Below are 25,490 nucleotides of genomic sequence, written 5' to 3'. Positions count from 1 at the left end.
CTACTCCTTAAACAATAATTTAAAAGTAGTCCCTTTGTTTTCCTCACTAACAACGGTAATTTCCCCTCCATGTGCATGAACGAGCTCCTTTACAATGGCAAGTCCTAATCCTAAACCGCCATTGGCACGCGTACGAGATTTATCAACCCTATAAAAACGTTCAAAAATATAAGGTAAATCCTTCTGCGGAATTCCTTTTCCGGTATCTTTTATAATGATTGATACGAAATGATTGTTTCTTTCCACTTGTAAGAAAGTCGAATCTCCTGAGGAACAATAAGTCAGCGCATTATTTAGCAAATTCAAAAAAATTTGCTCCAACCTTATTGTATCAGCCAATAAAGTTAGTCCCGCTTCACATTGCACAAAAAGGTCAATTTGTTTTTCATGGAAAGCAGGTCTTAACTTTGCCTCAATACTTGCCACAAAGTCATCCATATGAAGACATTCTTTGTTTATAACAAATGCATTTTCATCCATTTTTGCTAAATCAAATAAGTCTTTTATTAACCTTGATAATCGATTCGTTTCCTCAATAATAATACGTAAATACTTTTGACGATCTCGTTCCGATAAATCTCGTTTATAAAGAATATCTGTATAACCTTTTATAAATGTAATCGGTGTTCGCAGCTCATGAGCAATACTCGATAAAAATTCCTTTCTTTCCTCTCGTAAATGATTTAAGTCATTAGATAATAGTTGAATAGCATTCGCAAGATCACTTAATTCATCTTGACCATTCGTTGAAAGGGCTACTGTAAAATCCCCTTTACTCATTTTTAATGTTGCTTCTTTCATTTCAATTAATGGACGAGCAAGCTTTCTAGATAACACAATAATCACTACAATGGTCACCAATCCCGACACAAGCCCAACAATTAGGAAGTGTTTATTTAATCGCTCCATTAAGGCATGGATAGAATCTGTATTTTGGAACATAAAAACATAGCCAATGGTCTTTTGCTGTTTTTGAATTGGACTAACGGTCGCTATATACTTTTCATCTTGCCAATTGTTCTCTAGCACCTGACCATCATAAGGTACACTTGCTCCAAGCCTCTGTAAATATGCTTTTATATCAAGGTGTGGCGAAGAAGTAGCTAAAATTTTGCCAGCACGATCTGCAATCACAACGTCCGTATTATCTCGGGATTCCATTAATACTATATGTGATAACGTTTCCTTTTCGAAATTTTGCTCCAATATCTTTCGATGCGAATTACCCGTTGTCTGCAAGTTTGTTAGTTCTTCATCAACTCTCGAATTCGTCAAAGAAAGATGCAAAAATAACATCATAAATGTTTCGATGCAAAACAATGTGATAAAAAAGATAATGCCAAGCTTTAGTGAAAGTTTTTTCATCCTGTAACCACCTATATTTCAAAATGATAACGTGTAAGTGTGAAGATTTTATGCAGAAGAAAGATACTTCTATTAAATAGTATAAAATAAAAACTACATGCTCATTGATTTTTCACCATATGTAGTACTTAATGCAAATAAGAATGAGCCATATATTAGAGAAATATATAGGAGGTACGTTTTGCTCGATTCCTGCTGGAAAAGCATGACTCTTTAGAGCCCGTACAATGCCAACAACCCTAAAAAAGAATGCTAATAAGTATGTCTTATACTTATTAGCATTCTTTTTTATTAAATATAATTTTTAACCCAATCTAAGAAGTTTTCAATTACTGAATCAAGGAATTTGACAGTCCCCTCATCTGTTAAATTACCTTCTGCATCAAATTTTGTGTGGACAGCGCCAATATAAACATCATTACCACTTAGCAATGGTGAATTAATGCCAGGTGAGAATAAAATATCACGTAAATGTAATTGCGCTTTAACCGTTCCTAAGTTCCCCATAGATGCTCCCATCATAAAGGATGGTTTACCAATCATTACTTTATCCACTCGTGATAGCCAATCTATAGCGTTTACCATCACCCCTGGCACCGTTCCGTTATATTCTGGTGTTATCCATAGGACCGCGTCTGCCGCTTTTACTTTTGCTTTGAAATCTAAGACAGTTTGTGGTGCTTCATTTTCAATATCTTGATCGTACATTGGTAAATCTCGTAAGCTTAATACCTCTAGTTCAAACTTTTCTGTATAACGTTTTTGCATAAACTTTGCTAATTGCATATTATAAGATTCTTTACGGATACTACCTACGATTGCTACTACTTTCACGATATTTCCTCCTAAGTGGTTACTATTTTTAATATTGGTTGAGCATTTATATTTTATACTGCATTAATAATAGGTAGTAAACTCTTCAACAGGTTTACGATACCCTCTTAAACCCTTACTACTTTCCTTTTCCTTACCGATTGTCATCATTAGTACAATTTCATGTGTTGCTGGCACATTGAATAGTGCACGCATTTGTTGTTGATCAAAGCCAATCATCGGACATGTATCCCAGCCACGATTTTTAGCTGCTAACATAAAGAGCATAGCCGAAAGTGATGCATTACGAATTGCATCTTCCTTCATAAACACTTCGCCACGTTCTTCGTAAAACTTTGTATTATCGTCTATAAGATTGTCAAGCTCACAGTTTGTAATCATACCTAAATCAACCATACCTTGACTAATATGAGCCGTTTGCTTGTAAGCTTCTTTATCTCCTAATACTAAAATAACACCGGACGCTGAATGTACTTTATATTGACCATATGCAGCCTCACGTACTTTTTCTTTTAATTCTTGATTTAACACAACAATATATTCCGCGTGTTGCAAGTTGAATGCTGAAGGTGCAAGCTTAACATCTTCTAAAATGGGACGGATATCCTCCTCCGTCATTGTAATTCCCTCTATAAAATTATTTGCCGATCGACGTTTATCAATTAACTTTGTAAACTCCATTCTGACGTCCTCCAGTCATTCATTTTGCTTCGGTAGTACTGTCTACAGTCATAATCAAAGACCTAACTAGCATTTACTTTCCAATTTGCATATTGTACAAGGGAAAGTTATTATTCATATTCTTTCTCAAATGGTATCGTACTTCTAACAGTATCAATTGGACGAACAAGTTCTTCAATTTGTGCGCGCTTAGGCTCTAGGAAAGGTGGTAATGATAATTTTTCTCCCAATGTTTCATAAGGTTCATCTCCCATAAAGCCAGGTCCATCTGTCGCCCATTCAAATAAAATTTGAGGTGCTACACGTGCATAGAGCGATTCAAAGAAGTGACGGTTAACGTAACCAGACGTACTGAAGCCAAAGCTTTCTAAACGTTCTGTCCATTCATCTAGAACAGCTCGATCTGCTACACGGAATGCTGCATGGTGCACTGTACCAAACCCTTGACGAGCTACAGGTAAGATGGTGTTATATTCTACAATGATTTGCGCACCGTTCCCTCCCTCTCCTACCTCAAATAAATGGAAGTCTCCTTCTGCTGCTATTTCTGTGAAAAGCATTACTTTTTCTAACATTTCTTTAAAATAAGTAAAATTCGCAACACGTACAAATATTGGCCCTAATCCTGTAATGGCATATTCAAGCGGGATTGGACCATCTTTCCAAGGTGTACCTGCGGCAACACCTTTATTGTTTTCGTCAGATATCAGTTGATACTGTTGATCGTCAAAATCAACAAACGATACGGTTTGCTTACCAAACTGTTCTTTAATGCCTGTATGTTTGATATTTAAGCGATCAAAGCGCTTTACCCAATAAACTAATGCTGCATCCGTTGGTACTCGAAATGATGTTTTGGAAATCTCATTTGTTCCATGTACACCTTTTGGTATGTTCGGGAAGTCAAAGAATGTCATATCTGTACCTGCACTACCCTTATCATCTGCAAAAAATAGGTGATATGTTTGTATATCGTCCTGATTGACTGTTTTTTTTACTAGACGCATTCCGAGTACATACGTGAAAAATTTATAATTTTCTTCAGCACTACTTGTGATCGCTGTTACATGGTGAATCCCTTTTAAATGATTCATAATTAAAAGCCTCCTATTTATCTCGAAATCGAGATATATGTGTAAAATTTTTTATTTATTAATGGCATTAAGACCGACCTTTTTTAAAGCCATATTCATTATTTCCAACTCCTGCTGGTCCAATATTTGAAAAATTTCATTTATCTTCTGTTCATGGAGCGGAAAAATTCTATCCATTAAAACCTGTCCCTCATCTGTTAACACTGCATACGTAACACGACGATCATTAGCACAAGCTCGTCGACAAACATAATCTTTTTGCTCCAGCTTATCAATAACATACGTAATACTACTACTTGCAACTAAAATTTTCTTACCAATTACTTGAATAGGCTGTTCGCCATTGTGATATAAAAAATCTAGTACCCCAAATTCAGTTTGGTTTAAATCATATTGAAGCAAATCTTTTTTGGCTGCATCCTGGACAGATTGATAAGCACGGAACATAATCGTAAAAGCTTTTAAATAACGATTTTCTTCCTTCATAAGATGCACTCTCCTATTTACCTCGAAATTAAATATCTTTAATTCGAGATAATAATATCATAAAAAAATCCTGCTAGCAATCCTTTTATCTTAAAACCCTCCTCTGGCATTTAAAATGGACTTAAATTGATTTCTACAAAGGCGTTGCAAATCGTAGAAAAAGCCCTATACATATTACTGTATAAGGCACAGCTACTACTTCAACCGTTTAAACTCTTTTTCTGTTCCATCCGCAAACTCCACTTCTACCTCAATGGATTGGTAATCATCTTTAATATTAAATACTTTAATAACCTGCTCAATTACTTCATCATTCGGTGTTGTTGAATCAAAAGTTAGTTGCTTCAATAATGGTTCAACCTTCGTATACGCCTCATCACCTTGTATTCTTTCATTGTTGCGGTCATCTTTCAATTTAACTTCTAAACCGTTCTTCTTATTTTCATATTCAATCTCATAAGATTCTGTTGGCGAATAATCGACATCCAATGCAAATTCCAAAAAGTTAAAAGGCACTTGGTCAGTGACATTTTCACCAGCTTGTTGATTCGTATTTTGCTCAGTTGGAGCATTTGCAGGTACGTCTTTTACCTCATCTTTGTTACAGCCATAAAGTAAACCTGTCGCTAATGAGAATACTAATAAATTTTTATAAATTCGCATTATCTTCACTCCTTTTCTTACATTTATTCTTCCCTAAAACTGCTCCAATTAAACGGCAAAAAGGTATCTCTTCAAGTCAAGAGATACCCTTTTCCTCCATCCTAAACAGATGGAAGAATCCATTCAAATTGTCCTAGTAGAAATTACGACTAGCATTATTTTCATGAATAGCACGAGCTAAGCGAAGTGTCGACACAGCTAAATCAGCATAACTTACTTCTGCAGTTGCATTAAAGTTATTTTGCTGTGCATCAATTAACCCCATTGCGCTTGCTAATGCAACATATCCTGTATACGCTGGGTCGATAGTGCTTGCATCTGCGAAGTTTAATTTGTAAATATCGCTATGCTTAGCAGCACTTTCTAAACGTAATACACGGATATACCATTCTGCAAGTTCCTGACGAGTCAATTTCGCATCAACAGCAAATTCATTTGCAGGTTGTAATACACCAATTCTTACAGCTTGCTCAACCACTCCGTATAACGGATGTTTCGCATCAATATTACTAAAGGATTGAGGCGCTTCATCTTCATTTCCATATGGTCCGAAATATCCATAAGTTAATGATTTAAGCATAATTTTCAATGCCTCACCTTTTGTCACAGATGTATCAGCATTAAAACTTGCTGGATCTTTTACTTCCAACACATTTTGAGCTAATAAGTAATTTAGTTCCTGTCCAGCCGTTGGGTGCGAAATTTGTGGTTTACTATTTGAATCGCCCACACTATTCACCCATTTGCCAGTTGTTGCATCAATTTGATTGAAAAGGCTACCTTCATAAGTCGGTGCATACACTAAATCATAGTGGTTATTATCCTCTTTGTCCTGCTTCGCGTACTGCAGTTTTAACTTTAATGCATTACTAAATGTTTCCTTCACTTTATCTGCTGGTACAGCCTTACTTACAGCCGGCCAGTTATCAATTTTCTGTTGGTTAATTGATAGTGAGCGCAATGAACCGTCTGATCCGATGCTTACATAAATTTCATCACCAACAACAGCAATTCCATTGACTACGCGTGGGAAGGAGAAGCTATATTGCTTACCATAACTATCATAAGCAAAATCATCTAAAGGTTTTGCATAGTTATGAATATAAGACGGAGCCCACTCTTTTAAGTAGTCGATTGCTTTTGCCATCGCAGCATCTTTAGTAATTGTTTCTGCATTTTTATCTGTTACCATGAAATCTCTACGTACATCATAGAATTGAGTAATTTCACCAGTTGCCTTGTTAATTTCAAGTGACGCACCAGTGCCACCTCTATCATAATTATACATATAGTTTACAGAGTAGAGTGTTTCACCGTTTTCATTTTCTCTTTCATCAATCAGCTCAATTTGCAACTTCGCCTTATCAGGGTCCACTTTTAAGAAGGACTTTGCAAATTCCTCAACTTCATCAAGTTTCATACCGCTTTTTCTTGGGGCAAGTTGTTCTGAAGAAAGCTTTTCAACACCTTTTGCTTTTGGTGCTTGCGATACGAAACCATTCGCTGTTTGCCATTGACCAGTTAATGCATTTACACCAGAGAAGCTTGATGTTGGCACATACACTAGTTTGACATTGCGTTTTTCAGATTGGAAATTATAGTCTACATAATAACGTAGCTCAACATCAAAGTTCTCACGAATTTGTGCAAGCACATCTTGCTCACTCTTTTTCTTTTCTATACTATCGAACGTTGCTTTAGAAGATACATCTGAGTTGCGATATACTTGTACAACTTCTCCATTAGCAAGCACGCCGATAGAAATGAAATGGTCACTTATTGCTACACCGTTTTGTGTTGGTGCATACGTATAGGAATAAGTAATTGGTTCTGATAATGGACGAGTGAAGTTATAATCATTAATATAATCATATTCATCTTCTTGCAACTTATAATTTGCTGTATTCGGGAATTTCTTTAAGAAATCCTGAGCAATTTTTTGTGCATCTTCTTTTGAATATTTTGCAGGATAGAGCGCATCTGCAACATTCGCTGGCTGGTAATAGAAGTGTTCAAGTTCTAAATTATCGCCCTTAAATGTGATGCTACCATAGATATCTTTTCCATTCACCGTTTTATGGAAGCTCAATTCATAACGAACAGTTTTATCATCGTTATAATAATGGCCACTTCCAGTATGGAAATCATTTTCTGTTAAAAAATCGAACTTTTCTGGGAAAAGCTCACGTAATTTTTTAATAAGTGTGCTTTTTGTTACTTTTGTTTCAGTAGAGGCTACTTGAATCTCAATTCTCTCTGGAGCATCCTTAACATTAGCAGAAGCTTGTGCCATTGGAGAAAGAACCCCGACAGAAAATGCAGTAGACGTTAAGATAATTCCTAACTTTTTAAATTTACCCAAAATATCCCTCCTAAATTACAATTTACCATAATTATATAATATATTACCAAATTAGGGAATAGTATTTACAGATTATTTCCAATTAGGTGAGCAATAGATTGGGTATATCCTTATCCCTATCATTGTCATTTTTTCACCACATCAAAATTCGAACCTATCAATAGCCAATTTTGCGGGAACGGTAGTCCTAATTTCCAATAGCCTATACCCCTAAGCTTGTACTGCTTAATTAAATTGAATTTCGCTTGAATCGATCGCGCATCTTCAAACCAGACTACATGCGCTCTTCCTTGCTCGTCGTAATAGTCAAAGAAAGGTGCTTGTGCATTCCAATCATACTGAATCGCTGCATTATATTTTTTCGCAATCTCAATAGCCCTCTGCGGACTTACAGCCTCTGCATACGGACCCCCTTGTACAAACGGCAATGTCCAATCGTAGCCATATAGATTTTGCCCGAGCAAAATTTTACTTGCTGGCATTTCCGATACAGCATACTTCACAACAGCCTCCACTTCCCTAATAGGTGAAACAGCCATTGGTGGACCCGCAGAATAGCCCCACTCATAGGTCATCAGCAATACAAAGTCCACAATCTCCCCATGCGCTTTGTAATCATGTGCCTCAATCCAAGGACCTCGCTGATTAGCACTTGTTTTCGGTGCTAGTGCTGTCGACACCGTATATCCCTCGGCATGGAACCGCTTCACTGCTCGTCTTAAAAAATTGTTATACGCTTCTCGTTGATCGGCTGGTAAGTTCTCAAAATCAAAATGAATATCTTTGATGCTTCCTACGCGCTTCGCTTCATTAAGAATGTTGTCAAAAAGTACATCTTGCACAGCAGTACTTTGGAATATATCTCTTGCTAGTTCTCCGCTAAATTGGAAGTTCTCCAAGTTAGATACAACCATAGCCAGAGATGCACCTGTATCATTTGCAATTTCAGTCACACCATTTATTGGTGGCTTCTTTAGTGTCCCATCCCTCTGCGCCTCATAGCTAAATAACGCAAGATACGTTAAATATGGCGATGCTTCTCTAGCTTGGCTTAATAGCGCCTCACTTACCGCTGTTCCTCTTGGCTCTAAATATGCCAAAGTCTCTGCTTTTGTTTTCGGTGCTGGCGGAATATAAAGACGCAAACCAACTGATAAAATCTGGTTTGGATGAATGCCATTGACCTGAGCAAGCGTTAAATAATTAATGCCGAAGCGTTGCCCTATTGACCATAAACTGTCCCCAGGCTGCACATAATAAAAGCTCCCTACGATTGGAATGACGAGCGCTTGCCCAACAACTAATCGATTGGGATCTGGGATTTGGTTGGCATCTACTATACTTTGAACGGTTGTACCATATGCCTGTGCAATGCCATATAAGGACTCCCCTGCCCGCACAACATGTATTTGAATGCGATTTGCCTCCTTTTTACGTAATGAAACCATAGCTATAAAGCTTATGATATAAAACAAGAAAACATGTCACCTAGAAGCAAGCACCTTTGTAGGGCAATCCATTTAGTGCCAGGCACTCAAACAATTCTGAATTCTTCCGGCAAGCAATTAAGTAAATAGCATGAAGTGCCAGGCCCTCAAACAATTTATTAAAATGATTGGACATTACTTTGTTGTTTGCTTTTAAAGTATTTACTACCTGAACGGCAATAAAAGACGAACAGTATAAAAGCTATAAGCTGTAGTAGAATACTTATAGTAAGCGCCACCTCTTGCAAATTGGCATCTAAGTTAATAGCAAATGATTGTATAACAAAACCACATAGCATAAGCGTCATATATATTTGATATGTTCTAAATGTTTTCGCCTCGAAAGCTTTATTTTCATGAATATGCAATAACAGTTGAAATAGAAAATACATGAAAAGTATCAATAAAAATTGCAGCAACTGTACTCCGATTTGTCCTAACAGCAATGTCCCCGTCCATTGGTCCAGTTCCACAACAAAGGACAATACAGTTAAAACCATCGCAAAGTTCCTCGTCCAATACTTCAATTTACGAATTGACGGCAATAAATGAATGCCATAAGCAAAAAACATATAACCAAAGAAATCAGGAAAAATGTCAGGTAGTCCAAAAAATTTTAAGTCTAAAAAAATAAAACATAACCCATTATATAAATTATTGTAAGGATCTTTCATCAACGTTCCCCTCCCGCAAAGTTCTATATCTCGAATGAAAAGTGGTAGTAATACTTCACTGTCTCTATCTAAAAATCCATAAGTATCACGTTGAGACGGTACTACAATCGGTTCAGCTACACGCTACCAATTAGCGTATACTAGGTTCCCCACCCATACACACAATGACAAGGCAAATGTTATAAAGACCAGTTTCCCTTTTGTATAACCCTTGCTAAACACAAAAATAATAAATAACACTAGGGAGAGTAATACAAACAACCCTCCAGTAAACACCATTGTTTTCTCTTGACTGATAATAGGTGATGCCGCACTTCTTATTTCTAACGTTTGACCTGTAGTAATCATCCATAAAAAAACAAAAATAGCTATTGTCATAGGGATTGTGAGAAGTGGTGCAACAGTTAATTTTTTTGTTTTTAATTTTGGATTGTTTTCTAACTCTCGACGTAGGCTACTTGAAAATGCTTGCTCTGGCTCAATATCGGGACGATTTTTTAATGTATCAAATAACTCACGATCTTCCATCAATTTCTCCTCCCTACTTTTTTACGAAGTCTTGCCATTGCACGATGAAAGTCAACGCGTACCTTCACTTCTGAAATACCAAGAATAGCTGCTGTTTCTTGAATTGTGTAATCCTTTAACATACGACATATAATGATTGTTCGATCATGTGACTTTAATGTCATTAATGCTTGCTGTACAATTTGCCATTGCTCGTTTTTTTCAACTATAGTAGGAGGTTCTATGCCTTCTGTTAAAATAGGCTGTTTAGTTAGTTTCTCTGTTAATAAACGCTTAATCTTTTGTTTTCTATGTATATCTACTGCTGTATTCCGTGCAATCGTTAAAATCCACGTTTTTACCTTCTCCCCATCCTTTAAGTGATGTAATTGTTTAAGTACTTTTAAAAAAGTTTCTTGCGTAATATCTTCCGCTTCTTGTTTGCTATTTGTATAATAAAGCGCAAAATGGTAGACATCACGATGATAGGCATCATATAGTTGCTCAATCTGTAATTGATTTTTATGCAATACTTCACCCCGCTTTCTACATTCCTTAATAAGTCGTTAGTATCCAATATTTGTTACACATTTTATAAAAATTTTAGCTCATTGAAAAAGGGTGGGACAAAAGAGAAAAAGTGTTAGATTGACTGCCATCAATCTAACACTTTTTCGCTACGCCGTTGTTATCCGCTTCGGTGGTGCTTTCCGCAGGAGTCACCGCCTTCGCTACCAACAACTAGTGAACACTTCTATTTTTTTGCAAGTAGCAAAGTTCCCATAATAGCAAAAATTTACGAACACCTTTCCTCTGTTCCTTAATTTTCTTTAGTTATGTCCCAGCCTTTTTGTCCATTAGTCACCTACATTGGACGTAATCATGTCAAATAATAACGGCACATTTGTACCTCGTTGCAATGAGTTACAACCCTTCGTTAAGTGCGCCCAGCTTTCTTTCATCTTTTCCCTATAAGTTAATGTTCCATCAACAGGCAAAAACTCCACAAGATATTCTTTAATAGAGCCCGATAAATTGTCCATAAATTCATCTGCTTTCTGCACTTTTTCTGTTGCAACTTCATTGCGCTCATCCCATAACACATGCTCTAAATTTGTAGCAAAATAAAAAAGTTGATACGGTACTTTTAAACGATTAATACTAAAATGGTCATTGGCAAGCAAAATCTTTACGTTATTCGCTTTCATTTCATTACGCTGTTCGATTTGCTCTTTACGCCTCTCTGTTTTTACTAAAATGGCATCCTCTGTGTAAAATAAATTTTGCTCCATATCTGATTTGATTTTGACAAACTCTGGGGCGATAAAACAACCATCTGCATCTGTAATATGAATGACCGCCGTTAAATCTTTTGCTAAAAACTTATACTTTTCAAGATAGTTATGAATGACTCGGCTAACACTATTTTTAATGTTGGGGATTCTCTTTTTTGCATCCCACTTCGTCAAAATATCCTCTCGCTGTACATCAAAGCGAATCGTCGAATCAGAAAAATGTTCATCCAAAAAATCTTCTAAAATGATTTGCTCCGTTTGACCTTCAACAATAACTAATAGTACTTTTCTAGTCATGTTGCACACCAGCTTTTCTAAAAGCACGTTTTATTTTGAACGTTTTCGTTTCTTTATACACTTCCTCATCCTGTCCGCCAAGCTGTATCGCACGCAAATAGACATCTCGCGCATTATTGACCTCTTTAATGCCCTTTAGCTGCATATATCGATCATCCTCATTTGTTGTTGTAAACCATAAATTTTTAATGGCAAGCACCTCTAACACACGTAAATTATGGGACGTGAAAATAAGCTGTCCTTTTCCGCCCTCATCAATCACTGTTAACAACTCACCTAACAAATATTCAAATACACCCGAATCTAATTCATCGATTACGACGCATGCAGTCGGATTATTATAAACAGCTATTAAAACGCTAAGCACAGCAATGATTTTCAATATTCCTTCCGATTCAGTTCGTAACGGTAATTCCCGCTCACCCCGTTTGGATAAAAACTCAAAACGTATGCCTTTTTCACCGTTATCTAATAATTGCTCTGTAATAACGTGAATTTTAATCGTTAGCCCTGGAATGATGGTCGATAGTACTTGGTTGCTTTGCTCTATGACTTCACATAACACATTGAAAGCATTCTCTGGCAATAATGCTGGTCCTTTCAAATCATAAGGAATCGAGCCCCGCGTTTTTTCTAAATGAATACTAAAAGGCATAATACGCTCTTCAAATAAAGGTGCAATATTTTGGTTATTAATAACATGTAAGTCCCGATTAAAGTCGACTGCTATATTATGAAGCAATTCCATTTCTAAATCTGATAGCTTTTCTTGTAGCAACGGCTTTAAATCCTTATGGAAGACAAAAGACATATATTGTTTTCGTGCTAATTGTTGAACAACAAGCGTCTTTATACGGATCTTTTCACTCATATCTCGTAAAGAGCTTTTTCGAATTTGAACATCCTCATCTGCAACACTTACTAACACTTTTGAGCGTTTTCCTTTTTCATCTTCCCTGTAAGTCAAGCGTTCCGCAATTATGAACAGTCGTTTTTCATCTTCTTGCAATGTTACGGAATAGTTGACAAAAAATGTGCCGAATTGGTTGTCCACTAGAAATTCAAAATCCAGACTAGCAGTTTTTTCCCCTGCCATAATTAATCGTTTATCTTCTGATGGCAATTTCACTTCAGCAATCCACCCAGAAATAATGGTCTTCAACAAACTAAATGCATCGACAATGGTTGTTTTCCCTGAACCATTCTGCCCATATACCCCCACTACATTCGCTGTCATAAGCGAAGCAAAATTCACCGCTATTGTGAGCTCACCATTGCGTACATTTCTTAAATTTTGTATCTTTATTTTTTTCATTTTGATAATTGCCATTTCAAACATCCTTTTCAGTCATTTCTTCCTATTATAATTAAAATCGATATATTTTATAACAAATAGTGCGATAATGCCTATACTTTCTAATTCGTCTTATGCCATATGCCTATGACAAAGATAATATGGGACATATGTTAGAAAAGAAAAATGAAGAAAGGTGTGTTCTATTGGTCTATCCAAGATTAGCCCCTGAAGATTTTAATCAGCAATTCCGACCTGGAATGAAAATATGGGTTACACTCCCTACTGGTACTTATTCTGGTACTTTAATTCGAACATTTGGAAAAGACGGAAGAACTGCAGAAATTCAGCTAGATTCTGGACAAATTATTACAGTTGATGTTAATCAAATTGCCGCAGCAGGGACAGGTTTGCCTCCTGGCTCATATCCTCCACCATATCCGCCACCTTATCCACCTCCTTATCCATCCCCTTACCCGCCACCATATCCTCCTCCTCGTCCACATCCGCCACAACCGTACCCACCGCAACCGTATCCACCATATCCGCATCCGCCGCAACCATATCCACCACGTCCATATCCACCGCAGCCATTCCCAGGCGGGCAATTACCAGGATTCCCTCGTTTAACACCTCCAGGTATTTCTGATATTTTACCTGGCATATTTGGTAATCCAAGATAAAAAAGGGCTTTCCATCAGTTCAGCAATGAACAAATGGAAAGCCTTTAATTTTACATAACAATGACCACCAACAATTTTTTCGCATATGTTGGTTATAATATTTGTCCAGAATAATAAACACTTTATTTTAGCAGCTAGTCCCAGAAACAAAATATACTATTATTATTATATTTTCTATTAATTATGTGCATATACACCTATAAACATTGATATAAAAACACTATAAAACATTTCGCTCACCGAAATTTCACACTTTAAATAGGAGGATTTTTGGGTTGTGAATCGTATTTTTTGGCAGTATAGTTGATTAATGTTAGGGGATGAATGGATTATTTTACAATCAAAGAAATAATGATAAAAAGTATAAGGTAATTCCATATATTTGAATATCATAACAGTCAATTGTAACATTGTACTATTCCCATTACATTTGACTTTCGTATTATCGGCCGTCCCTTTTTCGCTTGAAATATGTCTTGTATACAATTTTAGGAGGAAGAGATATGAAGAAAAATAAGAAACAGCAAATGTCGATTAGCAAGAAATTAACCGTCATCATGGTTAGTATTTTACTATTATTTGGGCTAGTTACTACGGGATTTGCCTATTATATAGTGAAAAACAGTAATTTAAAAGATATGGACCAATCGCTCTATGATAAAGGGATGATTTTGTCTAAGACAATAGACCAAAAGACATTAAAATCCGTACTAGAAAGCCCAAATGCTGACAATAATGATGTCCTACATTTAACGAAGGAAATGGATGCCATTAACGAGGAATCAGACATTATTACCAATCTCTTTCTTATTACAGTAGATGGTGAAAATATTAACGCACCGGTTCTTTCCACAAGCGTACTTGAAGTAGGTGCAGAGTATAACCAAGACATGGTTGCCATGGGACTTTCCCCAGATTTTCTTGCAAGAATAAAAGAAGTATTTGAAACAAAAGAAGCAACAGCTACAGATATTTATAAAGATGAGTTTGGAAGCTATAAAACAGGTCTTACGCCGATTTTAGATAAAGATGGTTCCGTTGTAGCTGCTTACGCCATTGATTATGATGTATCTATGGTAAATGCTAAAGCATTATCAGAAGCATTATGGATTCTGTTAATAACTGTACTATTCCTAATTGGTTCTTCTATCGTGGTTTATACACTATTAAGAAAGAAGCTAACACCTATCCAACAGCTATCTTTACAATCCAAAAAAGTTGCGGAAGGTAACCTAGAGCTTGAAGCGTTACCTGTTCACTCAAATGATGAAATTGGCGTACTAACAACTAATTTCAATGTTATGATTGACAGCTTAAAAACTGTTATTAAAAGTGCAACAAATGTTTCTTCACGTGTTTCAAACTCTGCACAAGTTTTATCAAGCAATATGCAAGAAGCAACAGATTCATACAATAATGTAGCTTCGTCAATGCAAGAAATTGCTAGTGGTGCTGATATACAAGTGCAAAAAGCTAAAGAAAGTTCTATTACAATTGAGGAAATGAGTATTGGTATTCAACGCATTGCTATGACATCCAATCAAATTTCTGAATCTTCTATTTTAGCATCGGAAGAAGCTGAAAAAGGTAATGATTCAACAAGCAAATCTGTAGCCCAAATGAATGCTATTAGTAAGGCAGTTAATCATTCCGCATCATCTGTAAAAATGCTTGGTGAACATTCCGGCAAAATCGAAGAAATCGTCGGCATTATCACAGGTATCGCTTCCCAAACAAATCTGCTTGCATTAAATGCTGCGATTGAAGCTGCTCGCGCAGGCGAAGCAGGAAGTGGCTTTGCTGTTGTTGCCGATGAAGTGAGGAAGCTAGCCGAACAATCAGAAGCTTCGGCAAGAGAAATTTCTACGCTCATTACTCGTATTCAACAAGATACAAATGAATCTGTAAAGGTCATGATACATGCTGTAGAAGAAGTGGATAATGGCTTAATTATGATTAATGATTCCGAAAAATCATTTAGCCAAATTTTAACTTCAATTCACCATGTTACAGGGCAAATTCAAGAATTATCAGCAACGATTGAAGAAATGGCAGCAGGTATGGAAGAAGTTACTTCAGCTGTTCAAGATATGGAACACTTCTCAGTAAGTTCTCGAGACAATACAAGAGCAGTAGCCGAAACATCCGCTAGTCAGCTAAATACCGTGCAAAGAGTTTCAGAAGAAGCACAAGTATTATCTGATTTATCAGGTGAATTATTAACTGTTGTAAATACATTTATTGTAAAATAGATGTAATGAAAGCACTGAAAATAAACAAAGAGCAAGTAATCCCACAACCTTGTCGATGCAAAAACATCGGCAAGGCTGTTTAATAAGAAAAAATAGCAATGTCTAATCCTATCAATAATAAAGTTACTTCTAATTGCACTAAAGGGGAACAATCCCCTACTTTCAAAAATAGGAGTTGTTATGATTGAAATTAAAACGAGACCTTGATTTATTTACAGCACATTATCAAACAAACACCCAAGAACAACAGACGTTACCATCCAATTGTACACAACTGTTAACAGAGGAAGATAAAGTATTATATCAAGTTTTAAATCAAACAAAAGCCTTTTATGCGAAAGATCAAACAATCCCTAGTGTATTTTATCAATCAGCGGAACGATTCGCAGAAAGAATTGCCCTGTCTTTTAATGGTGGTCGGATCACCTATCGTCAGCTCAATGAACGCTCCAATCAAGTTGCCCATATGTTACTAGACAATGGTCTCCAAAAGGGCGACAAAGTAGCTATTGTTATGGAACGTAGTCAGGATACTGTTATCAGTTTACTTGGCGTTCTAAAAGCAGGAGGTATTTACGTTCCAATAGATCCGAGCTATCCAAAAGAACGCTGTCAATACCTTTTAAATGATTCAGGAGCACCATTCATATTAATAAAAGAAGAACATACAGCGTTACTTACTAATTTATTACATAACGATTTTCAATGTCGTACAGTGTTTACACTGAATCGCATGGAAATCACATTCCCAAAAGACAATGTTTACATTGATCTCAGCCCTGCCGATTTAGCCTATATTATTTATACATCTGGCTCGACAGGCAAGCCAAAAGGCGTCATGCTAAAGCATGAATCTGTGATTAACTTAATTACTGATAATCAAAGAATCTACCAAGCAAGTAAAAATGATGTTTTTTCGCAATTTATCTCCTATAGTTTTGATCCATCCGTCACGGAAACATTTACTGCTTTCTTTTCTGGCGCTCGATTACATATGCTTACAAGTATGGAACGCATATCGATTGAAGCATTCGCTGAGATGATTGCAAGGGAAAAAGTGACAACAGCCACTATTCCAAATGCATTCTTTACGCAGCTTGCAACGCATCTCTCCAGCGATTACCAATATCAATTATCATCTCTTAAATATTTGTCTGTAGGTGGGGAAGCCCTTATGCCTGCGGTTATACAAAAGTGGCGTGAAAAATTCGGCACGACTACTGCAATCATCAATGTATATGGACCGACAGAATGTACCGTGCTATCCTCGTATTACAAAGTACCGGATACAATTATCGAACATCATGCTAGTATTCCAATTGGCAAACCGATTGCCAATTATGAGATGTATATTATTAATACCTACGGTCAGCTATGCCCTGCCAATGAAGCAGGTGAACTTTATATTGCTGGCGCAGGACTAGCTGCTGGCTATTTAAATCAGCCTGAAAAAACTGCTGAAGCGTTTGTCCCACATTTGTCCACTAAATCTGGGAAGTTGATGTATCGAACAGGTGATTTAGCTCGTTTATTGCCAAGTGGCGTAATTGAATTTGTAGGACGCAAAGATTCTCAAATCAAAGTGCGCGGTTTCCGCATTGAGCTTGGGGAAATTGAAACGGTGTTAAGTAATCACCCTAACATCCAAGAGGCTGTAATCCTTGCCAAAAAAAAGGACGATGGCAATAATAGCTTGTTTGCCTATTACACGGTATTCGGTGGTATGAAGGTGGAACAGGAAGCACTTCGACATTATTTAGCAGATCTTTTACCAGACTATATGGTGCCTGAACGTTTACTTGAAGTGCAGGAAATGCCATTATCTCCTACTGGCAAAATTGATCGAAAGCAATTAGCTGCCCTGGAGGTAACAACACCGCTACCAAGTCGTTATGATGCGCCTGAAAATACAATACAGCAGCTACTAGCCAGTGCTTGGGAGCAAGTGCTAGATGTTGAACGTGTCGGCATTCACGATAACTTCTTTCATATCGGTGGACATTCTTTAAAAATACTTGAGATTTTAGTACAAGTGAAAAAACATATTCCATTTTTAAAAATTCAAGACTTTTTCCAATACCATACGATTGCTGAATTAGATTATTATATTAGTACTTATCAGCCTGAAACAAATGAGGTATCCCAGCCAAAAACTGATTTAGTACGGAAAGATTTAATGGAACCAAGCCGTCTTATTACTGCTCACAATGTCACACCTCTAGCGATGAAAACGGTACTGTTAACTGGCGCAACAGGTTATTTAGGTAGTCATGTGTTATATGAGCTTTTAATGAATACGAACGCACATGTTTATTGTTTAATTCGACAAAGTGCACAGACAACGCCTGATGAAAAATTAAAAGATAGCATGTTATTTTATTTTGGACATGCTATTATCCCGATGCTGCAAAAACGAGTGACGGTCATCCAAGGCGATTTAAGTAAGGCAAAACTTGATTTATCTGCTAAAGACCACGCGCTTCTTACTGAAAAAATCGACGCTATAATTCATTGCGGTGCAGATGTAAGACATTTCGGAGCAGCAAGTCATTTTAACGATGTCAATGTGCAAGGCACTAGATACTTGCTGGAGCTTGCTAAATGTAAAATGGGTGTACATTTCCATTATGTTTCAACAATAGGTATCCCTGAGGAGCTTGCGGCAACGCAATGGGGAGACAAACAAGCACTTGGTGATTTCGATTACAATGTTGCACTTTCAAATGTCTATAACCAAAGTAAGTTAGATGCTGAAAATCTCGTTAGAAATGCAGTGAATGATAGTATTCCTGTCTCAATTTATCGTGTTGGCAATTTAACATGTCATTCACAGACAGGGAAATTCCAACGCAATATAGAAGATAATGCATTTTATCGTCTGGTAAAATCAATGCTTTACTTAGGAAAAACCCCGTCAGCTCATTGGCATGTCGATTTTACGCCAATTAATTATGCAAGCCAAGCACTTGTAGCACTAGCCCGTCAGCCAAAATCAAACGGGCACATATTCCATCTATGTAACCCGGTACCGTTACTTTATCTCGATTTTGTTGAGGCTATCAAAGATATGGGCTATGCGTTAGAAATTGTTACGGTGAAAGAATATGAAGATTGGCTATTACACTCGGAGCATCCAGAAGAACTACAAGATTATTTATCATTAGCCATTGCACAGCTTGACGGTGATGGCCCAAGCGATTCACCATTTAGAATGAATAGTGATAAAACACAGGACTTTTTAAAGCATACGGATATTACATGCGCAGAGCCTAATCCAGCCTTTATCCGTACAATGATTGGCTATGGCATTCAATTAGGTTATTTCCCTGAGCCAACGCCTGTTACAAGTACGATAATGTAGGAATTTAATAAACATTCCGCTGCTATTCCTTGGCTGAAGCGTACGTCAAAAGGCATCAAGATGTCACTCTCTTGATGCCCTTTGTCTTTTTTAGATGGCAGTTACTTATCGCCTTGGAGCGAAGATGTGCATCATTTAGAATTCTATTGCTATCAAGTGCCATAGTATTCACACTAATAGTAATAAGTTTCAATCGTTACCCTTTTTCAAGTCATGCATAATAAGGAGATTTACAATGAACGATATTACTTTTGAGCATATAGAAAAAATTGGCCATATCATTTATGAAAACGAAATTTATCGGCATGTGCATTATCCAGAAATGCTGAGCCGTTATGATAGTAATTTTATTTTATTTAAAACAATGCCTGCATTAACGACATTTAAGAAAATGGAGCATTTACTACGCTCCTATCACCAACAACATAATCAGCGACATTTAAAATTTATTTTCCCGTCTAACGAAAAAATTCCGAGCGCTATTCACAGTTATTTAATGGATGAAAACTATGATATTGGATTTTTAGAGTTATATACAATTGAACCTAGCCATTTCCCTGCAAAGGTAAATGAGCATGTTGAAGTTCTACCGGTGACTGACGACAATTTAGAGGCATTTTTAACACTGCAGTACAAAGAAGATTTAAGATATGGTGAAACTTTTGCCACTGAAAAACAAGCTTTACTCAAACACCGTTTTCACGATTCGAAGAAACATCAACTCCTTGCTTACTATGAAGGCATCCCAGTTGGTTCTACAGAGCTAATTGAAGAAGATATGACAGTTGAAATTGATAATTTATTTGTACTAGAGGCTTATCAACGGAAAGGAATAGGTACTCAACTTCAGCAATATGTAATGCAAAATTTTCAGCAAAAAACCGTTATTTTAGTAGCAGATGGTGAAGATACACCGAGAGACATGTATCAAAAACAACATTACATTTATCGGGGTTTCCAATATGAAGTTTTAAAGGTTGAAGGTCAATAACTAGCTGTCTTTAAACGATAATTCAGCATCACAAAAAACTAGAAAAGCGATTGCTAGATTACCGTTTTTTCTTTAATTAGCGTAAATAAAAAGCTTCTCAAAAGTTGATGCAACTGATGAGAAGCTTTTATTTTTAACGTTAACTATAGTATTGGGCAGTATTCAACCGATATTATGCTAAGATTTCGTTTCAGAGTGTGTTTCAACTATTTCTTTAGGCACCGCACGATAAACAGTAAATGCTAAAATAATCGCTACTATCGTGATAATAAAGGCAATAAGATAAACAAGTTCCACACCAGCTACCATTGCTTGGCTAATTGTAGACGGATCACTCGGATTTGTGGCCTTTTGTAAAAAATGATTTTGTTTGGCATTCATAATACTAATAAAAACAGCAACACCAATAGCGCCTACAACAGGCTGTAAAGTAGTCATCACTGCCGTTCCATGTGGATATAAAGATTTAGGCAGTTGGTTTAAACCATTTGTCTGTGCTGGCATCATAATAGCCGAGACACTTAGCATTAATAAAATATAACATACTACAATTATCCAAATCGATGTTTCAGCCGTTAACCTGCTCAAAGTAAATACGGTACCACTTAAAACAAGTGTTGCTGGAATCATCAATACACGTGGTCCAAATTTATCGAACATCTGCCCCATAATTGGCGACATGAGCCCATTGAGTAAACTCCCTGGTAGTAATACGAGCCCCGCTGTTGCAGCCGTCAAAGCTAATGGTCCCTGCATAAATATAGGTAATATAATTTCTGATGCAAACATCGCCATAATAATAATGACAAACATAAATACAGCGTGTGTATACATTGGATATTTGAATACCCGTAAATCCATAACAGGCTCTTTCAGCTTAAATTGCCTTAACGAGAACAAGACAACACCTATGACTCCAATGATAATCGTCAGATAAACGCTAGAACTAAGGAAACCTTTTTCACCAGCAGCACTAAACCCGTAAATAATTGCTCCAAACCCAATCGTTGAAAAAAGCAATGATAGAAAATCAATTTTAGGTTTTGTAACTTCCGAAACATTTGTTAAATACTTAAAGGCAAAAACAATTGAAAATATGGCAAAAGGAATAACAATAATAAATAGATAGCGCCAACCTAAATATTCTACGATAACCCCAGATAAAGTTGGTCCAATTGCCGGTGCAAACGTAAACGTTAGACCTACAATACCCATAACTTTCCCGCGCTTTTCTGGTGGATATAACAAAAGAAACACATTAAATATAATGGGCATTAACAACCCTGTTCCAATCGCTTGTATTAAACGCCCTACTAATAAAACTGGAAAACTAGGTGCAATAGCACAAATAATCGTTCCAATTGTGAACGTGACCATCACACCAAGAAATAATTGCCTTGTTGTAAACCACTGCAACATCAATGCAGAGACTGGAATGACTATACCCATGACAAGCATAAACCCTGTTGCCATCCATTGAACGGTTGGCAAGGTAATATGGAATTCATGCATTAATGTAGTTAAGGCAATGTTTAACAATGTTTCGTTTAAAACAGCAAAGAACGCACCGATAATTAACGACAACATGATGGGTAATGTTTTAACATTGGGGTCCTGTGATAGGAATTCATATTTCACCGTTTGATTTTGATTCATTTATTTACTCCTTACGAATAGTCATATTAAAAAATACTTCATAGATTTCATTATGATAAGTAACCTATGCTTAAAAATTTGTATATTCCAAACAAATCCTACCCAATCCTTCCTAGTTCATATACCATTGGGGAATTCACCACCTTGTTTAGCATCAGAGCTTTTCATAATACCCACTATAGAAAACAAAAAGATCACAAACATCTGCCTGTGATCTCAAAAGTAAAGGGAAAAAACCGTCCTATTTTTATGAAGTTAGCCATAGGGCATAAAACACCTACTTTTGATACCATCAAAAAAGGTGTAATTAGACAAAAATAAAAGAAAGGTTGAACAAAGTCGCCTTTCTAACATTGCATATTTTTCCATCGATTAAACAATCGTTCCTATATTTCGAAGTGTGATATATGGGAAAGATTCATAAAATGATGGAATTGTATTTTCACAAATATGAAATGAGGTATATTAAAACAAGACAGACTAATTCCGTTTACTCTCCATACACAAACAGAGCCTTTGACCATATTCAATTATTGGTTCAAAGTTGGGAATCGTAGTGTCATATTTAATAGTCCTCCTTTACGCATTTTATAATACATCACGAATTATAACGAACTTATTTGCAGAAGTCAAAGATTTCAAGAACAAGAAAAAATTATTTCAATAGTCGTTGGACAACAACTGCAAAAGAATAGGACACACTTTATGCATCCTATTCCTTCACTATTTTATTCATTTTGAAATTTTGGTAGGTAAATCATCGCCTTAAATAAATCGCCATCTACTTGAACGAAGAACTTTCCATCTTGGATTTGAATAAGGCTTTCAGCTATCGATAACCCTAATCCGCTACCTTGACTCGATCTAGATTCATCTCCGCGTGTAAAACGTTCCATAAGCTCATCGACTGAAATATTTAATTCATACGCTGAAATATTTTTAAATGTTACTTGTAGTTCATTACCTAAATCTTCAACATCAATATATACTCTAGATGCAGGCAGTGCGTATTTAAAAATATTCGAAAATAAGTTTTCAATGGCGCGCCATAGAAGTTTACCATCAGCCTTCACATAGACTTTTTCTGTTGGGTGGGCTAACTTAAAATCTAAGGATGCTGCTTCGATTTTCTCATCCATCTCTCCTATGCCTTGTTTTAGTAACGAAACGATATCAATTCGTTCTAATTGAACAGGCATACTGCCACTTGACGCTTTAGCCGCTTCAAACAAGTCGTCCGTTAAAAGCTTGAGCCTTTTCGATTTTTGATCTAATACATCAATATATTCAGCAATTAATTCCGGGTCTTTTTCGATTCTTAATAAATCGACATACGTAATAATAGACGTTAATGGCGTTCTGATATCGTGCGAAACATTCGTAATAAGCTCTGTTTTTAAACGCTCACTCTTGATTTCACTATCCACCGACTTTTTTAAACCATCGGTAATGCTATTAATATTCATGGCAAGTTGGCTAAACTCCCCTTTTCCATCTACTTCAATTCGATGATGAAGGTCACCATTTTTAATCTGCTCTACGCCTTCTTTAATGCGATTAAACGATTTCACCTTTTTCATTGCCAACCAGGCTGCTACGCCTAGTGTAATAGGAAACATAAAAAATGTAGCCACTACTATTAAAGGATAGCCGATAACAAGTAACACAATTTTTACCGCTGTACTCCCATTATCAAAAATGTTTTTCACCACAATAAAACATTTTTTAATAATTTGATAGATAAGTGTGTGCTGCAGTAATGTTCGATTTTTAATATGCTTTACGAGTGATAAGACTAGTAACAAAGCAATTATAAAAATAGGCACCGTCAGAAGCAAGTTCATCTTGCGTAACACTTCAATAATCATAGCCATCCACATAGAGATTAAACATACGACGATTACAATATTTAAATCATTATATAATTTGTCCATAACATGTAAATGCAGTTCTTTATCTTTGAATGACGTTCTGCCAATAACAATTATTAAATAAACAAAAGATACAATAAATCCTGCTAGATAGAACATAAACTCATTCAGTAAACGTTTGGCAATCGCTTTATCTTTTTGCCATTCCTGCATTTTTTGCTGTAAGAAAGATTCTTCAAACGCCACATAAATAACGTCTGTTTGTGGATTTAACTGCTCCACTTCTTGTGTAACATAATCTACGTACTTACTTTTCCCTACTTCTTTTGGATACAGCTTCTGTTGATAATCATCAACTAGCATATATGCGCCAAATGATGTAAATTGTTCTTTTTTATTTAGTTCACTATTGGAGAAGATATGTTTACCGTCACTTGCATAATAGACGATTCCTTCAGATGCTTCTAAAGTGTTGAGTAAACGATAAAAAACACGTACTTGTTGTCTCATGCTTTCTTCTTTTTTACTGTTCAATTCATCCGCATATTCTTCTTGATATATGCGTCTATATTCCAATTCAGTCAAATTCGGATTATACTTGGATGAATACTGAAAATTATTATATAGTTCTTCTTCGATTGCAGTTATGTCTTCATTTGTAAGTGCCTTACCACTTAAAATATATTCTTCACTTTTATATTGTCCGATTAATTGTGCTAAGGAGCTGATAACACTATAACTTTCATCAGCGAATACTTGACTTTCAAAGTAATTATCTTCATTGATATTACTAAGATAAACATGATTTAATTCCATGCCCATAATAGCCTTCGCTGTACCCGTTAAACAAGCGATAGCAATTAGAAACACAATCACTTTTGTAATCAGTGCATGACTAATATTTCTCAACTTTATACCCAACTCCCCACACAACTTTTAAATACTTCGGCTCTTTCGGATTAATTTCAATTTTTTCTCGAATTTTCCGAATATGGACTGCCACCGTATTTTCTGGGTTAACGGCGCTTTCATTCCACACCTTTTCATAAATCTCTTCAATGGTAAATACTCTTCCAGTATTGGCTGTAAGTAGCTTTAAAATTTTATACTGTACTGGGGTCAAATGAACAGCTTGTTTATCAACCGTAATGACTTTCTTTTCATCATCAATCATAAGACCACCCGTTTGGAAAATATGGCTACTTACTTCCAGACTGCCAAATGCCGTATACCTTCTTAACTGTGATTTCACTCGAGCGACCAGTTCTAATGGATTAAACGGCTTTGCCATATAATCATCTGCACCAATATTTAATCCGAGTATTTTATCATAATCCTCCGACTTAGCAGAAAGCATAATTAATGGAATCATATTATCTTGCCGAATCTTCATGGTCGCCGTAATGCCATCCATTTTTGGCATCATAATATCCATAATAATTAGGTGAATCACTTGCTCTTGAATAAGATCAATTGCCTCCACACCATTGTACGCTTTAAATACTTTATATCCCTCATTTTCTAAATAAACGCTTATTGCCCTTACAATTTCTTTATCATCATCACAAATCAAAATGTTCAACTACATTCAATCCTCCATCTCTTTAGGTTCCTGTAATCACTCCTATTGGATTCGT

At 36.3% G+C, this 25,490-nt stretch carries 20 protein-coding genes; 4 read left to right on the top strand and 16 right to left on the bottom strand.

Translation table 11 applies throughout. The features are described from left to right. The 13 genes from LS41612_RS02855 to LS41612_RS02795 all read right to left on the bottom strand — a co-directional run bounded on the left by LS41612_RS02855 (position 1) and on the right by LS41612_RS02795 (position 13,075). The gene (locus LS41612_RS02855; RefSeq protein WP_029747361.1) at positions 1-1,365 is read right to left on the bottom strand and encodes a sensor histidine kinase; all 1,365 of its coding nucleotides are present in this window, start codon (positions 1,363-1,365) and stop codon (positions 1-3) included. Positions 1,366-1,656: 291 nt separating this feature from the next. Further along, entirely contained in the window at positions 1,657-2,199 is a 543-nt protein-coding gene (locus LS41612_RS02850) for an NADPH-dependent FMN reductase (RefSeq protein WP_024363953.1), read from the bottom strand. Positions 2,200-2,262: 63 nt separating this feature from the next. After that, entirely contained in the window at positions 2,263-2,880 is a 618-nt protein-coding gene (locus LS41612_RS02845) for a nitroreductase family protein (protein WP_024363952.1), read from the bottom strand. A 110-nt stretch (positions 2,881-2,990) separates the two neighbouring features. Then, the gene (locus LS41612_RS02840) at positions 2,991-3,974 is read right to left on the bottom strand and encodes a ring-cleaving dioxygenase (protein ID WP_024363951.1); all 984 of its coding nucleotides are present in this window, start codon (positions 3,972-3,974) and stop codon (positions 2,991-2,993) included. 51 nt (positions 3,975-4,025) lie between these two features. Continuing rightward, positions 4,026-4,460, bottom strand: coding sequence for a MarR family winged helix-turn-helix transcriptional regulator (locus LS41612_RS02835; RefSeq protein WP_024363950.1), 435 nt, complete (start codon positions 4,458-4,460; stop codon positions 4,026-4,028). 195 nt (positions 4,461-4,655) lie between these two features. After that, positions 4,656-5,123, bottom strand: coding sequence for a YusW family protein (locus tag LS41612_RS02830; protein WP_024363949.1), 468 nt, complete (start codon positions 5,121-5,123; stop codon positions 4,656-4,658). Between the two features lie 133 nt (positions 5,124-5,256). Further along, the gene (locus LS41612_RS02825) at positions 5,257-7,485 is read right to left on the bottom strand and encodes a YcdB/YcdC domain-containing protein (protein WP_024363948.1); all 2,229 of its coding nucleotides are present in this window, start codon (positions 7,483-7,485) and stop codon (positions 5,257-5,259) included. Between the two features lie 125 nt (positions 7,486-7,610). Beyond that, positions 7,611-8,900 (bottom strand): glycoside hydrolase family 18 protein, encoded by a 1,290-nt coding sequence (locus LS41612_RS02820; RefSeq protein WP_024363947.1) that lies wholly within the window; start codon positions 8,898-8,900, stop codon positions 7,611-7,613. Positions 8,901-9,091: 191 nt separating this feature from the next. Continuing rightward, positions 9,092-9,646 carry a hypothetical protein gene (locus LS41612_RS02815; RefSeq protein WP_024363946.1) on the bottom strand — a complete coding sequence of 185 codons (555 nt, stop codon included), beginning with the start codon at positions 9,644-9,646 and terminating at the stop codon, positions 9,092-9,094. Between the two features lie 123 nt (positions 9,647-9,769). Further along, positions 9,770-10,174: a hypothetical protein gene (locus tag LS41612_RS02810; RefSeq protein WP_024363945.1), complete on the bottom strand. Its 405-nt coding sequence runs from the start codon at positions 10,172-10,174 to the stop codon at positions 9,770-9,772. Continuing rightward, on the bottom strand, positions 10,174-10,683 hold the full coding sequence (locus LS41612_RS02805) for an RNA polymerase sigma factor (RefSeq protein ID WP_024363944.1): 510 nt from the start codon (positions 10,681-10,683) through the stop codon (positions 10,174-10,176). Before LS41612_RS02805 ends, LS41612_RS02810 begins: the two co-directional genes overlap by 1 nt. Positions 10,684-11,010: 327 nt before the next feature. Then, positions 11,011-11,745 carry a hypothetical protein gene (locus LS41612_RS02800; protein WP_024363943.1) on the bottom strand — a complete coding sequence of 245 codons (735 nt, stop codon included), beginning with the start codon at positions 11,743-11,745 and terminating at the stop codon, positions 11,011-11,013. Next, a complete protein-coding gene (locus LS41612_RS02795; protein ID WP_024363942.1) occupies positions 11,738-13,075 on the bottom strand; it encodes an AAA family ATPase in 1,338 nt (445 codons plus the stop codon). The genes LS41612_RS02800 and LS41612_RS02795 overlap by 8 nt, the downstream gene beginning before the upstream one ends. Before the next feature lie 170 nt (positions 13,076-13,245). Between LS41612_RS02795 and LS41612_RS02790 the strand changes: the two genes are divergently transcribed. The 4 genes from LS41612_RS02790 to LS41612_RS02775 all read left to right on the top strand — a co-directional run bounded on the left by LS41612_RS02790 (position 13,246) and on the right by LS41612_RS02775 (position 20,326). After that, entirely contained in the window at positions 13,246-13,722 is a 477-nt protein-coding gene (locus LS41612_RS02790; RefSeq protein ID WP_024363941.1) for a hypothetical protein, read from the top strand. A gap of 503 nt (positions 13,723-14,225) precedes the next feature. Beyond that, a complete protein-coding gene (locus tag LS41612_RS02785) occupies positions 14,226-15,974 on the top strand; it encodes a methyl-accepting chemotaxis protein (protein WP_024363940.1) in 1,749 nt (582 codons plus the stop codon). 184 nt (positions 15,975-16,158) lie between these two features. Continuing rightward, on the top strand, positions 16,159-19,335 hold the full coding sequence (locus LS41612_RS02780) for a non-ribosomal peptide synthetase family protein (RefSeq protein ID WP_024363939.1): 3,177 nt from the start codon (positions 16,159-16,161) through the stop codon (positions 19,333-19,335). Between the two features lie 235 nt (positions 19,336-19,570). After that, positions 19,571-20,326: a GNAT family N-acetyltransferase gene (locus LS41612_RS02775; RefSeq protein WP_024363938.1), complete on the top strand. Its 756-nt coding sequence runs from the start codon at positions 19,571-19,573 to the stop codon at positions 20,324-20,326. Positions 20,327-20,503: 177 nt separating this feature from the next. Here LS41612_RS02775 and LS41612_RS02770 read toward each other — a convergent pair whose 3' ends face one another. From LS41612_RS02770 to LS41612_RS02760, 3 genes are all read right to left on the bottom strand, one after another. Next, positions 20,504-21,982, bottom strand: a complete 1,479-nt coding sequence (locus LS41612_RS02770; RefSeq protein WP_024363937.1) for an MDR family MFS transporter — start codon at positions 21,980-21,982, stop codon at positions 20,504-20,506. A 728-nt stretch (positions 21,983-22,710) separates the two neighbouring features. Further along, complete coding sequence (locus LS41612_RS02765) at positions 22,711-24,762, bottom strand: HAMP domain-containing sensor histidine kinase (protein WP_233433827.1); 2,052 nt, start codon at positions 24,760-24,762, stop codon at positions 22,711-22,713. Beyond that, positions 24,749-25,435, bottom strand: coding sequence for a response regulator transcription factor (locus tag LS41612_RS02760; RefSeq protein ID WP_024363935.1), 687 nt, complete (start codon positions 25,433-25,435; stop codon positions 24,749-24,751). Before LS41612_RS02760 ends, LS41612_RS02765 begins: the two co-directional genes overlap by 14 nt. Between the last annotated feature and the right edge of the window lie 55 nt (positions 25,436-25,490).

Origin of the sequence: Lysinibacillus sphaericus, assembly GCF_002982115.1 — a bacterium.
Taxonomy (GTDB): domain Bacteria; phylum Bacillota; class Bacilli; order Bacillales_A; family Planococcaceae; genus Lysinibacillus; species Lysinibacillus sphaericus.
Note: the sequence above shows the minus strand (reverse complement) of the source record. Positions and strands in the feature narration are given on the sequence as shown.